Below are 11,779 nucleotides of genomic sequence, written 5' to 3'. Positions count from 1 at the left end.
GAATCACGACCCGAATGCCGGGTACGACGCCTCAGACGCCGGTGTAGGTCCGCCCGCGGCGCACGTAGACCGACCAGGTGACCACCGCGCAGAGCAGGTAGAACGCGGTGAACACCGCGAACGCGCTGCGCGTGGCCGCCAGGGGCTCGCTCACCCACGGGCTGTTGAACGTGATCGGGATGAGGAAGCCGCCGATCGCGCCCACGGCGCCGATGATCCCGACCGCGGCGGACGACGTACGGGTGCCGTCGAGCAGCGCGAGCTCACGCTCGGGGCTGTCGGCGGCGGTCGCGCCGACCGCGTCGGCGCGGTGGATCGCCGGGATCATCTTGTAGGTCGAGCCGTTGCCGATGCCGGTGCAGGCGAAGACGACGAGGAAGACCGCGAGGAAGAGCGGGAAGACGCTCGCGTTGGCGTCGACGGCGGCCGTGGTCGCCGGGGTCGTCGGCCCGGCCGGGATCGGCGTGAGCCGCGCCAGCGTGGCCAGGATCCCGACGGTGCCGACCACCAGCCCGGCGAAGGCGACGAGGGTGACCCGCGCCCCGCCGAAGCGGTCGGCGAGGTGGCCGCCGAGCGGCCGGGCGACGGAGCCGACGAGCGCGCCGAGGAAGGCGTAGTAGGCGAAGTTGATGCCGGCGCCCGGGGTGAGCGGCGCGTCCTGGTGCCAGAAGTTGAGCTTGATCAGCAGCGGCATCGCCGCGGAGTAGCCGATGAACGACCCGAACGTGCCGATGTAGAGCAGCGCCATCACCCAGGTGTGCCGGTGGCGCAGGACGCGCAGCTGCTGGCGGGTGTCGGTGCGGGCGTTGACCAGGTTGTCCATCCGCAGACAGGCCGCCCCGACGGCGACCACGGCCAGGCCGGCGTAGACCCAGGCGGCGCGCTCGAGGTGGATCCCACCGCTGCTCGCCTGCACCAGCCCGAAGAGGCCGGCGCCGCCGACGAGGATCGGCAGGAACAGCTGGATGATCGCCACGCCGAGGTTGCCACCCGCGGCGTTGAGGCCGAGCGCGGCGCCCTTGAGCCGGGCGGGGTAGAAGAAGTTGATGTTCGCCATCGAGCTGGCGAAGTTGCCGCCGCCGAAGCCGGCCGTCGCGGCGATCACGCAGAACACCGCGTACGGCGTCCCGGGCTGCGTCACGACGTAGGCGAACGACAGCGTCGGCACGAGCAGCAGCCCGGCGCTGATCATCGTCCAGTTGCGGCCGCCGAAGCGCCCGACCGCGAGCGTGTAGGGCACCCGGATCAGCGCGCCGACCAGATTGGGGATCGCGACCAGGAAGAAGAGCTGCTGCGGCGAGAACGTGAAGCCCTGCGCCACGAGGAAGGCCGACGAGACGCTCCAGATCAGCCAGACCGAGAAGCCGAGGTGCTCGGCGAAGATCGACCAGATCAGGTTCCGCCGCGCGATCGGCGCGCCCACCTCGTCCCAGAACACCGGATCCTCCGGGCGCCAGTCGTCGATCCAGCGACCGCGGCGGCGGCTGAGCGCGGGAGTGGGTGCGGCGACGGCGGTGTCGCCGCTCGGGCCGGTAGCGGGATTGGTGATGGTCATCGAGGGGCTCCTGACAGGGCAGAGGTCCGGTTGTCGTTCCTCACCTTGCGCGCCCGCGGTTTCCGGCCCGCGCGTCCGCAGATTTCGTTGGGCTAACTCCTGCTCACGGGCTCACCGCGGCCTCCCGGTCGAGGAAGAAGAACTGCGCCGGCTTCTCCGCGATGCTCGTGCGCGCGCGGACTTCTGCACCGAGAAATGGCTCTCGGCGGACGCGAGGATCCGCAGCCGCTCCGTGGGGACCCGCTCGTGCCGCCCGCGCGCCAGCCCCGGGCTCGGACGGTGGCCGGGCCGGCGCCGGTGGCCGGTCCCGTCACGCCCTTGAGGTGGCGGAGCAGGTGGTCGACGCCGTCGCCGATGGCGGTGGCGTAGTGGTCGGCGTGGGCCGGGTGGAAGACGTGGTGCAGGGGGAGCTGGTCGGGCACGGGCGACTCCTCATCCGAGATCAGGTAAGCCTTACCTAGCCACTTGGACGAGGGGGTGTGCCAGCAGGCGTCCCGTGACGGGGGTCACGTGGGCCGGTACGGTCGCGGGATGCTCCGTCTCCGGTTTCGCTCATTCGACCTGGCCTGGTCTGTCGTCGAGCTGGTCGTCGGTCTGTGCCTGCTCTGGACGTTGTACCGCGCGGCTCCGCCTGCGCTGGATCCGACGTACGTCGCACTGCTTCTCGCGTTCGGGCTGGTGACGCTGACGGGGGCGGCGTGGGTCGGACTCGCGGTGCGGCGCGGACTCCGGCAACGGCGCTCAGCTCGCCTGCCCGGGCAGCGCACCTAGAGAGAGGGCCGGTTCCAGCGCCAGGTGCCGCTCGCCCGCTACTTCGCCTGGCCGAGCAGCTCCACCATCAGCGCCAGGTCGGCGCGCGGCCCACCCGGCGTGTCCGCGCCGTACCGCGCGATCTCGGCGTCGAGGTCGAGCGGACGGGTCGGCGCGACGCCGGGCGTGAGCTCCTCACGCAGCCGGGCGTCGGGCACCAGCCAGGTCACCTCGAACTCGATGCCGTCGGGGTCGCGGGCATAGAGCGCCTTGGTGCTCGCGTGGTTGGCCATGCCCGACAGCGCGCCGGCGGCGGCGAGGCGGTCGCGGGTGGCGGCGAGGTCGGCGAGGGTCTCGACCTCCCACGCGAGGTGGTAGAGCCCGACGGCGCCGTCGCCGGTGCGGGGTGAGCGGGCCTGGAAGAGGCCGAGGTCGTGGTCGTTGGCGGAGTTCTTGCCGCGCAGGAAGGCTCCGCCCGGGAAGTCGAACGGCAGCCGCTCGAAGCCGAGGACGTCGCAGTAGAACGCGACGCTGCGCTCGACGTCGGCAACGAACAGGACGGCGTGGTTGAGGCTGCGGATCGGCGACGTGACTCCCAGGTCAGGGCGACCGCCGGGCGCGATCGACTGGCCGCGACGCTACCGACGCGACGGCGGCCGGGACGTCGAACTCTCACCCTGCGGGACCGACCGCTCGTCGCGTCGAACCGACCGCTCACCGACTGCCCGCCCCCACTCGGCGCGCGTCCGGACCGCACCCCTCGCGACGGCCCCGCGCCCGCTCCTAGCGTCCGAGAGATCCCGTGACAGCGGTCACATTCCGACCCGAGGAGGAACCCGTGCCATCCGACCTCTCGCCCCACGACGTGGCCGCACGCCACGATCCCGTGTACGACGAGCTCCACGCCGCGCCGGAGTTCGCCGAGCTCAAGCGGCGCTACCGCGGCTTCGTCTTCCCCGCCACGATCGCCTTCCTCGCCTGGTACCTGCTCTACGTCGTCCTCTCCAACTGGGGCGGCGACTTCATGAGCCACAAGGTCGTCGGCAATATCAACGTGGCCCTCGTCTTCGGGCTGCTCCAGTTCGTCACGACGTTCACCATCGCGTGGCTCTACAGCCGCTACTCGACGTCCCGCCTCGACCCGCTCGCCCGAACCCTCGACGAGCGCTTCGTCGAGCTCGCCGGCAAGCCCTCCGACGGACGGAGTGACCACTGATGAACCACCAGGCCCTCACCGCGATCCTCTTCCTCTCGGTCGTCGCGCTCACCCTCGTCATCACCATCCGCGCGAGCCGCCAGACCAGCGGCGCGGCGGACTTCTACGCCGGCGGCCGCTCCTTCTCGGGCTTCCAGAACGGCCTCGCGATCGGCGGCGACTACATGTCGGCGGCGTCTTTCCTCGGCATCTCGGGCGCCATCGCGCTCGCCGGGTACGACGGCTTCCTCTACTCGATCGGCTTCCTCGTCGCCTGGCTGGTCGCGCTGCTGCTCGTCGCGGAGATGCTGCGCAACTCGGGCAAGTTCACGATGGCCGACCAGCTCGCGTACCGGATGCGCCAGCGCCCCGTGCGGACGGCGGCCGCGACCTCGACCGTCACCGTCTCGATCTTCTACCTGCTCGCCCAGATGGTCGGCGCGGGCAGCCTCGTCGTCCTGCTCCTCGGCATCGACAAGGAGAACACCCTCGCCGTCAGCGCCGTGATCGCGGGCGTGGGCGCGCTGATGATCGTCTACGTGACGGTCGGCGGCATGAAGGGGACGACGTGGGTGCAGATCGTCAAGGCGGTCCTGCTGATGGCCGGGTCGGCGCTGATCGTCGTCCTGGTGCTCGCGAAGTTCCACTTCAACCTGTCCGAGCTGCTCGGCACGGCCGCCGCCGAGTCGGGCAAGCCGGGCTTCCTCGAGCCGGGCCTGAAGTACGGCATCGACGCCACCCACAAGCTCGACTTCCTCAGCCTCGGCATCGCGCTCGTCCTCGGCACGGCGGGCCTGCCGCACATCCTGGTCCGCTTCTACACGGTGCCGACGTCCCGTGACGCGCGGAAGTCGGTCCTCTGGGCGATCGGCCTGATCGGTGTCTTCTACCTGTTCACGCTCGTCCTCGGCTTCGGCGCGGCGGCGCTCCTCAAGACCGGGGTGGGCAGCGACGTCGCCAACAGCGGCGGCAACCTGGCGTCCCCGCTGCTCGCGGAGGCGGTCGGCGGCGGCGCCGGATCGACGGGCGGGGCGATCCTGCTGGCGGTGATCTCGGCGGTCGCCTTCGCGACCATCCTCGCGGTGGTCGCGGGCCTGACCCTGACCTCGTCGACGTCGGTGGCGCACGACATCTACAACGCCGTGATCCGCAAGGGGCAGGCGACCGAGCAGGAGGAGATCCGGGTGACCCGGTACGCCGCCGCCGGCCTCGGCGTCGTCGCGATCCTGCTCGCCATCCCCGCGCGCAACCTCAACATCGCCTTCCTCGTGGCGCTGGCCTTCGCGGTCGCTGCCTCGGCCAACCTGCCGGCGATCGTCTACAACATGTTCTGGCGACGGTTCAACACCCGGGGCGCGACCTGGAGCATCTACGGCGGTCTGATCTCCTGCGTGACGCTGGTGTTCTTCTCGCCGGTCGTCTCCGGCAAGCTCAACGCCGACGGCACCAGCGCGGCGCTCTTCCCGGCCGGGGTCGACTTCCACTGGTTCCCGCTGGAGAACCCCGGCCTGGTCTCGATCCCGCTCGGGTTCTTCTTCGGCTGGCTCGGGACGGTGACCTCGAAGGAGCCCGCGGCGGAGGAGCGGTTCACCGAGCTCGAGGTCCGCGCGCTGACCGGGGCGGGGGCGGAGCAGGCCGTCTCGCACTGAGCACCTCGGGGGGCCGGGGCGGAACATCGCCGTAGCGCGGTGACCGTCCCGGCCTCTGGTACGAGCAACCCCCATGCAACCCCTGGTGACCACACTCTGCGTGGGTCCTAATGTGGCCTGTGCCACCCGATTCCTTCAGGAGAGAACCGTGACCGACGAGACCCTGGCCAACCTGCTCAAGGAAGACCGTCGCTTCGAGCCGCCCGCCGAGCTGGCCGCGAACGCCAACGTCAAGGCCGACGCCTACGACGCCGCGCGCGCCGACCGCGAGGCCTTCTGGGCCGCCCAGGCCGACCGGCTCTCCTGGGACACCCGATGGGACCGCGTCCTCGACTGGGACAACGCGCCCTTCGCGAAGTGGTTCGTCGGCGGCAAGCTCAACGCGGCCTACAACTGCGTCGACCGCCACGTCGAGGCGGGCCGCGGCGACAAGGTCGCCATCCACTGGGTCGGGGAGCCCGTCAACGATGGCGTGGCCGACACCCGCGACCTGACGTACGCCGACCTCCAGCGCGAGGTCTCCCAGGCCGCGAACGCGCTCACCGACCTCGGCGTCGGCAAGGGCGACCGGGTCGCGATCTACCTGCCGATGATCCCCGAGGCGGTCGTCGCGATGCTGGCCTGCGCCCGCATCGGCGCCCCGCACACGGTCGTGTTCGGCGGCTTCTCCGCCGACGCGCTCGCCTCCCGGCTCGACGACTGCCAGGCCAAGGTCGTCATCACCGCCGACGGCGGCTACCGCCGCGGCACCGCCTCCGCGCTCAAGCCGGCCGTCGACGAGGCCCGCACCAAGACCGCGCAGATGGGGCACGTGGTCGACAAGGTGCTCGTCATCCGTCGTACCGGCCAGGAGGTCGCGTGGGACGACGCGACCGACGTGTGGTGGCACGACGCGGTCGGCAACGCCTCGACCGAGCACACCCCCGAGGCGTTCGACGCCGAGCACCCGCTCTACGTCATGTACACCTCGGGCACCACAGGCAAGCCGAAGGGCATCCTGCACACCACCGGCGGCTACCTGGTCGGCTCGTCGTACACCCACCACGCGGTGTTCGACCTCAAGCCCGACACCGACGTCTACTGGTGCACCGCCGACATCGGCTGGGTCACCGGCCACTCCTACATCGTCTACGGACCGCTCGCCAACGGCGTCACGCAGGTGCTCTACGAGGGAACGCCCGACAGTCCCGAGCCGGGCCGCTGGTGGAAGATCATCCAGGACTACAAGGTCACCCTCTTCTACACCGCCCCGACCGCGATCCGCTCGTTCATGAAGCAGGGCCGCGAGATCCCCGACCAGTACGACATGTCGAGCCTGCGGATCCTCGGCTCGGTCGGTGAGCCGATCAACCCGGAGGCCTACGTCTGGTACCGCCACGTCATCGGCGGCGACCGCACCCCCATCGTCGACACCTGGTGGCAGACCGAGACCGGCTCGGTCATGATCTCCCCGCTGCCCGGCGTCACCGCCGGCAAGCCCGGCTCCGCGATGACCCCCATCCCGGGCATCGAGGCGGATGTGGTCGACGACGACGGCAACCCGGTCCCCAACGGCTCCGGCGGCTACCTCGTCGTCACCTCGCCGTGGCCCTCGATGCTGCGCACCATCTGGGGCGACGACGACCGCTACGTCGACACCTACTGGTCGCGGTTCAAGCAGCAGGGCTACTACTTCGCCGGCGACGGAGCCAAGAAGGACACCGACGGCGACATCTGGGTCCTGGGCCGCGTCGACGACGTCATGAACGTCTCGGGCCACCGGCTCTCCACCACCGAGATCGAGTCCGCCCTCGTCTCCCACCCCAAGGTCGCCGAGTCGGCCGTCGTCGGGGCCTCCGACCCCGACACCGGCCAGGCCGTGGTCGCCTACGTCATCTTGCGCAACGAGGCGGGCGATGGTGGGCCTGACATCGTGAAGGAGCTGTCGGACCACGTCCGCAAGGAGATCGGTCCGATCGCCAAGCCGCGGCAGATCATGATCGTCCCCGAGCTGCCCAAGACCCGCTCGGGCAAGATCATGCGCCGCCTGCTCCGCGACGTCGCCGAGGGCCGCGCCGTCGGCGACACCCAGACCCTCGCCGACGCCTCGATCATGGACCTGATCTCGGCCGGCCAGGCCACGTCGACGGAGGACTGAACCACCCGTGCCGAGCTGGCTCCCCGACTGGTCGGCGGTCCCCGCCACCCTCGCCGGCTTCTGGGCCGAGTACCACCTCTGCACGCTGAGCACGCTCGACCGGTACGGCGCACCCCACGCCGTACCGGTCGGGGCGATGCTCGACGTCGAGCAGGAGTGCGCCTGGATCATCACCCGCGGCACCTCCCAGAAGATCCGCAACCTCCGCACCGACCCGCGCCTCACCGTCACCCAGGTCGACCGCGCCCGCTGGGCGTCGTTGGTCGGCACCGGCGAGGTGCGCGAGGACGCCGCGTCGATCGAGCGTGCCTGCGAGCTGTACGCCGCCCGCTACCGGCCGCCGAGCGCGAGCCCCACGCGGGTCGCCGTACGGATCACCGTGGCGCGGGTGCGGGGCTCGGCTCAGGTGCTGCCCGGCGCAGCCACCGCTCCGTGAGGACGAGCGCAACCAGCACGCCGCCGGCGTAGAGCAGCACGCTCTCCGCGGAGACTGTCCGGTCGCCGAGCGCGATCTCCTCGCCCGACACGAGGGTGACGCCGACCGCGATGCTCACGGCCACCGCCGGGAAGGTCAGCCGTTCGGCCAGGTCACGCCGGTAGAGCAGCTGCCAACCCGCGCCGGCGAGCAGACCTGCGACGACGAACGGCACGCGGCCGACGTCCGCGGGCGCCTGCACGGCCTGCGCGAGACCCATCCCGAAGGTGGGCAGCAGCCACGCCCACCCCTGCCGAGACATCCGTTCGACCGCGCGCCCTTCCACGCTCAGAGCGTGACAGGTTCCGGCCGCCGCCGCGTCGACAACAGCAGGATCAGCACGCCCACCACAGCCGCCACCACCGACGCGAGCAGGATCCCGACCTTCGCCTCGTCGGTCAGGGCCGCCGACCCGGGGAACGACAGCCCGGCGATGAACAGCGACACCGTGAACCCGATCCCCGCGACCGCGCCGATGCCGATGATCTGCGGCCAGGTCGTCCCGTCCGGCATCCGGCCGATGCCGAGGCGGATCGCGACGAAGCACGCGAGGGCGATGCCGAGCGGCTTGCCGAGGACCAGGCCGGCGCCGATGCCGAGGCCGACGCTCGAGGTGACCGCGTCCCGCAGGACGCCGTCCCCGAGGACGACGCCGGCGTTGGCGAGGGCGAACACCGGCAGCACGACGTACGACGACAGCGGGTGCAGGCGCGTCTGGAGCCGTTCGACCATCGGCACCGACTCGCCGATCAGGAAGCGCAGCCGGTGCAGCTCCTCCGCGTCCAGCTCGTTGTCGCGCAGGCCCTCCACCGCGTAGTCCGTGGCGACCTCCGGCCGGAGCAGGGCGACGGCGGGGGTGAGCAGGCCGATCGCGACGCCGGCGAGCGTCGCGTGGACGCCCGACTGCAGCAGCGCGAACCAGGTCGCCACCCCGAGGACGGCGTACACCGGCACCGCCCACACCCGGACGGCGCGGAGCAGCGCCATCATCGCGAGCAGCCCGAGCGCGACGGCGAGCCAGCCGAGCGAGAGGTCGTCGGTGTAGAAGAGCGCGATCACGACGATCGCGCCGATGTCGTCGACGATCGCGAGCGTGAGCAGGAACAGCCGCGCGGCGGACGGGATCCGCGAGCCGAGCAGGCCGAGTACGCCGACCGCGAACGCGATGTCCGTCGCCATCGGGATCCCCCACCCCGACCCGGCCGCGCCGCCACCGGCGAGCAGCGCGTAGAGGACAGCCGGGACCGCCATCCCGCCGACCGCGGCGATGATGGGGAGCGCGGCGGTGCGCGGGTCGCGCAGGTCGCCGCGGACCAGCTCGTACTTGATCTCCAGTCCCACGACGAAGAAGAAGATGGTCATCAGCCCGTCGTTGACCCAGTGCTGCAGCGACTCCTCGATCCGCCAGTCGCCGACCCGCAGGGCGAGCGGCGTGTGCCAGAAGTGGTCGTAGCCGGCGGCCCAGCCGGCGAACGGCAGGTTCACCCACAGCAGCGCCGCGACGGTCGCCAGGAGCAGGAGGACCGACCCGGCCGACTCGATGTGCAGGAACTCGCGCAGCGGACGCGCGACATAGCGGGCGAGCGGCTTGCCGCTGGCGGTCCAGACCGGCCCGCTGTGCCAGAGGTCGTCGGACGGGCGGGGCGAGGGCGGCGAAGCGGGCACGATGGGCTCCTGCTGGCGGTGGGTAGGGGCGTTCACATGCCGACCAGACTTCCCGGCTCACCTGTGCCCTAGCCTATCGGTATCGGTAAGGTCGGCCGCATGGCCATCGAACCGCTCCGCGAAGAGCCGACCATCGGACGTCTCATCAAGGACGCGCAGACCGACATCTCCACGCTCATCCGCAAGGAGATCCAGCTCGCCAAGGCCGAGCTCAAGGTCAGCGTCACGGCCGGCGGCATCGGGCTCGGACTGGTCGCCGCGGCCGGCTTCCTGCTGGTGCTCGCGGTCATCATGCTCTCGGTCGCGATCGCCTACTTCATCAACTGGAACGGCCACGGGCTCGACCTGCACTGGGCGTTCCTCATCGTGTTCGGGCTGTACGTCGTGCTGGCCGCGCTGCTCGTGTTCCTCGCGATCCGCAGCTTCAAGAAGGTCAAGGCACCCGAGAAGGCCATCGAGCAGGGCCGGGAGATCCCGCGCGCGCTCAAGGGTCAGGCCTGACCGAGGAGCGTGAGGCGGACCGATGGCGCGGCAGCCGGTCGTCGCCGGTCGGGCCGAGCAGCTGCTCGGCTCGGCGGTCGTCGCCACCGCTCCGGTCGCCGGCGGTGACATCGCGACGGCGGTCAAGCTGCGCCTGTCCAACGGCCGTACGGCGTTCCTCAAGACGCTGACCCACGCCCCACCCCGGTTCTTCGCCTGCGAGGCGGACGGGCTGCGCTGGCTCGCCGAGGCCGCGGCCGACGGCGGCGTGGCGACGCCCGAGGTGCTCGCCGTCGACGGCGACTGCCTGATCCTGGACTGGATCGAGGCCGGCCGCCCCAACGCCGAGGCCGCGGCCCGCTTCGGCCGCGCGCTCGCCGCGACCCACCGCCACGGCGCCCCGTGCTTCGGACTCGACGCCAGCGCCTTCGGGGGGTCCACGGGGGGCGGAGCCCCCCGTGTGGAGTCCTTCGGGGGGTCCACGGGGGGCGGAGCCCCCCGTGTGGAGTCCTTCGGGGGGTCCACGGGGGGCGGAGCCCCCCGTGTGGAGGGGTACATCGGCCGCCTGCCGCTGCCCAACCGGACGCTGCCGACGTGGGCGGAGTTCTACGCCGAGCGCCGGATCGCGCCCTACCTCAAGGTGCTGCGCGACAAGTCCATCGTCAGCGCCGACGACGCCGCCACCATCGAGGCCGCCGTCGCCCGCGCCGACACGATCCTGCCCGACGAGCCGCCCGCCCGCCTCCACGGCGACCTCTGGAACGGCAACGTCGTGTGGACCAACGACGAGCGCGCGGTCGTCGTCGACCCGGCGGCCTACGGCGGCCACCGCGAGGTCGACCTCGCCATGCTGGCGCTCTTCGGCCTCCCCCAGCTGCCCCAGGTCATGGCCGCCTACGACGACGTCGCGCCGCTCGCCGACGGCTGGGAGGACCGCCTCGGCTTCCACCAGCTGTTCCCGCTGCTGGTGCACGCCTGCACCTTCGGGGGCCAGTACGGCGCGCGGGCCGCGCGGGTCGCCCAGCGCTACCTCTGAGCCGGCGCCGAGCACGCGTTGCGTGCTTCGTCCAGCGCGGCGACCGCCCGGGCCACACCCGCACGGAGATAGGCGAACACTCCCCCGTGCACGACGAGTTGCGCCCCGGCGGCCACCTCGGGACCGATCCGAGCCGCCGAGGGCTCGAAGACGCCGTACGACACCCCCGCGGCGAGACAGCGCTCCCGAACGTGCGTGACCGCCTCCCGGACCCGAGGGTGATCGGGCTGGCCGGGCAGCCCGAGAGCCTGGGCGAGGTCCTGGAAGCCGACCACGGCCAGACCGACCCCCTCGGCGAGCAGCTCGTCGAGCACATCCAACGCCTCAGCGGTCTCGACGACGAGACCGACCAGCGTCGCCTCATTGGCGCGAGCCATCTCTGCGCGCACGTCCGGAACCGGTCGGTAGCCCCCACCTGCGCCACCGACCATGGCCACACCGCGGCGGCCGCGAGGGTGGTAGTACGCCTGTTCGAGCACCTCCGCCAGCTCCGCCGGCGTCCTTACCCGTGGGACGAGCAGTGACGTGCACCCGCCGTCGAGCAGCCGGGTGATCATCGAGCGGTCCTGGTACGGCGGCCGCACCAGCAACTCGACTCCGGCAGCCCGCGCATGGCCGATGAGGTCGAGCACGGTCTCGGGACCGTGCAGGTTGTGCTCGAGATCGAGAAAGACCACGTCGATGCCGGCAGCTCCGAGAACGTGCACCGTGCCTGGGTCGCGGGCTTCGTTGAGGCTGCAGCCGAGCAGAAGCTCTCCCCCGCGGAGGCGCATCGCCAGTCCCATATTGTTCATTTCATATAGACTAATTGCCATCACGGATACCGTCCAGGTGTCC

11 protein-coding genes are annotated in these 11,779 nt (G+C 71.4%); 6 read left to right on the top strand and 5 right to left on the bottom strand.

Annotated features, from left to right (window positions below; genetic code table 11):
• Positions 1-31: 31 nt before the first annotated feature.
• Positions 32-1,555: an MFS transporter gene (locus AB4880_RS21545; RefSeq protein WP_367921269.1), complete on the bottom strand. Its 1,524-nt coding sequence runs from the start codon at positions 1,553-1,555 to the stop codon at positions 32-34.
• A gap of 809 nt (positions 1,556-2,364) precedes the next feature.
• Positions 2,365-2,886 carry a VOC family protein gene (locus AB4880_RS21540; RefSeq protein WP_367921339.1) on the bottom strand — a complete coding sequence of 174 codons (522 nt, stop codon included), beginning with the start codon at positions 2,884-2,886 and terminating at the stop codon, positions 2,365-2,367.
• A gap of 257 nt (positions 2,887-3,143) precedes the next feature.
• Between AB4880_RS21540 and AB4880_RS21535 the strand changes: the two genes are divergently transcribed.
• The 4 genes from AB4880_RS21535 (at position 3,144) to AB4880_RS21520 (ending at position 7,722) form a co-directional block, all read left to right on the top strand.
• Positions 3,144-3,521: a DUF485 domain-containing protein gene (locus tag AB4880_RS21535; protein WP_367921268.1), complete on the top strand. Its 378-nt coding sequence runs from the start codon at positions 3,144-3,146 to the stop codon at positions 3,519-3,521.
• Positions 3,521-5,149: a monocarboxylic acid transporter gene (locus tag AB4880_RS21530; protein WP_367921267.1), complete on the top strand. Its 1,629-nt coding sequence runs from the start codon at positions 3,521-3,523 to the stop codon at positions 5,147-5,149. Before AB4880_RS21535 ends, AB4880_RS21530 begins: the two co-directional genes overlap by 1 nt.
• A gap of 148 nt (positions 5,150-5,297) precedes the next feature.
• A complete protein-coding gene (acs, locus tag AB4880_RS21525) occupies positions 5,298-7,286 on the top strand; it encodes an acetate--CoA ligase (RefSeq protein WP_367921266.1) in 1,989 nt (662 codons plus the stop codon).
• Positions 7,287-7,293: 7 nt separating this feature from the next.
• Positions 7,294-7,722 (top strand): pyridoxamine 5'-phosphate oxidase family protein, encoded by a 429-nt coding sequence (locus tag AB4880_RS21520; protein ID WP_367921265.1) that lies wholly within the window; start codon positions 7,294-7,296, stop codon positions 7,720-7,722.
• Here the strand turns inward: AB4880_RS21520 and AB4880_RS21515 are convergent.
• Both AB4880_RS21515 and nhaA read right to left on the bottom strand, forming a co-directional pair.
• A complete protein-coding gene (locus AB4880_RS21515) occupies positions 7,661-8,023 on the bottom strand; it encodes a hypothetical protein (protein ID WP_367921264.1) in 363 nt (120 codons plus the stop codon). The two genes, AB4880_RS21520 and AB4880_RS21515, sit on opposite strands and share 62 nt — an antisense overlap.
• Positions 8,024-8,049: 26 nt before the next feature.
• The gene (gene nhaA, locus AB4880_RS21510) at positions 8,050-9,426 is read right to left on the bottom strand and encodes a Na+/H+ antiporter NhaA (RefSeq protein WP_367921263.1); all 1,377 of its coding nucleotides are present in this window, start codon (positions 9,424-9,426) and stop codon (positions 8,050-8,052) included.
• Between the two features lie 99 nt (positions 9,427-9,525).
• Here nhaA and AB4880_RS21505 point away from each other — a divergent pair, with 99 nt between their 5' ends.
• Together AB4880_RS21505 and AB4880_RS21500 are read left to right on the top strand one after the other, a co-directional pair.
• Positions 9,526-9,927, top strand: a complete 402-nt coding sequence (locus AB4880_RS21505; protein ID WP_367921262.1) for a phage holin family protein — start codon at positions 9,526-9,528, stop codon at positions 9,925-9,927.
• Positions 9,928-9,949: 22 nt separating this feature from the next.
• Positions 9,950-10,942: a fructosamine kinase family protein gene (locus AB4880_RS21500; RefSeq protein ID WP_367921261.1), complete on the top strand. Its 993-nt coding sequence runs from the start codon at positions 9,950-9,952 to the stop codon at positions 10,940-10,942.
• Here the strand turns inward: AB4880_RS21500 and AB4880_RS21495 are convergent.
• Entirely contained in the window at positions 10,933-11,736 is an 804-nt protein-coding gene (locus AB4880_RS21495; protein ID WP_367921260.1) for an HpcH/HpaI aldolase family protein, read from the bottom strand. The genes AB4880_RS21500 and AB4880_RS21495 overlap by 10 nt on opposite strands.
• Positions 11,737-11,779: the final 43 nt, after the last annotated feature.

Origin of the sequence: Nocardioides ginsengisoli (genome assembly GCF_039537225.1) — a bacterium.
GTDB lineage: Bacteria > Actinomycetota > Actinomycetes > Propionibacteriales > Nocardioidaceae > Nocardioides > Nocardioides ginsengisoli.
The sequence above is the reverse complement of the archived record's forward strand: the minus strand, read 5'-3'. Positions and strand labels throughout refer to the sequence as shown.

Excerpts from the sequence above, each read along its gene's own strand:
- AB4880_RS21545 (WP_367921269.1), bottom strand. The coding sequence starts at position 1,555 with ATGACCATCACCAATCCCGCTACCGGCCCGAGCGGCGACACCGCCGTC.
- AB4880_RS21530 (WP_367921267.1), top strand. The coding sequence starts at position 3,521 with ATGAACCACCAGGCCCTCACCGCGATCCTCTTCCTCTCGGTCGTCGCG.
- AB4880_RS21515 (WP_367921264.1), bottom strand. The coding sequence starts at position 8,023 with ATGTCTCGGCAGGGGTGGGCGTGGCTGCTGCCCACCTTCGGGATGGGT.
- AB4880_RS21505 (WP_367921262.1), top strand. The coding sequence starts at position 9,526 with ATGGCCATCGAACCGCTCCGCGAAGAGCCGACCATCGGACGTCTCATC.
- AB4880_RS21500 (WP_367921261.1), top strand. The coding sequence starts at position 9,950 with ATGGCGCGGCAGCCGGTCGTCGCCGGTCGGGCCGAGCAGCTGCTCGGC.
- AB4880_RS21495 (WP_367921260.1), bottom strand. The coding sequence starts at position 11,736 with ATGAACAATATGGGACTGGCGATGCGCCTCCGCGGGGGAGAGCTTCTG.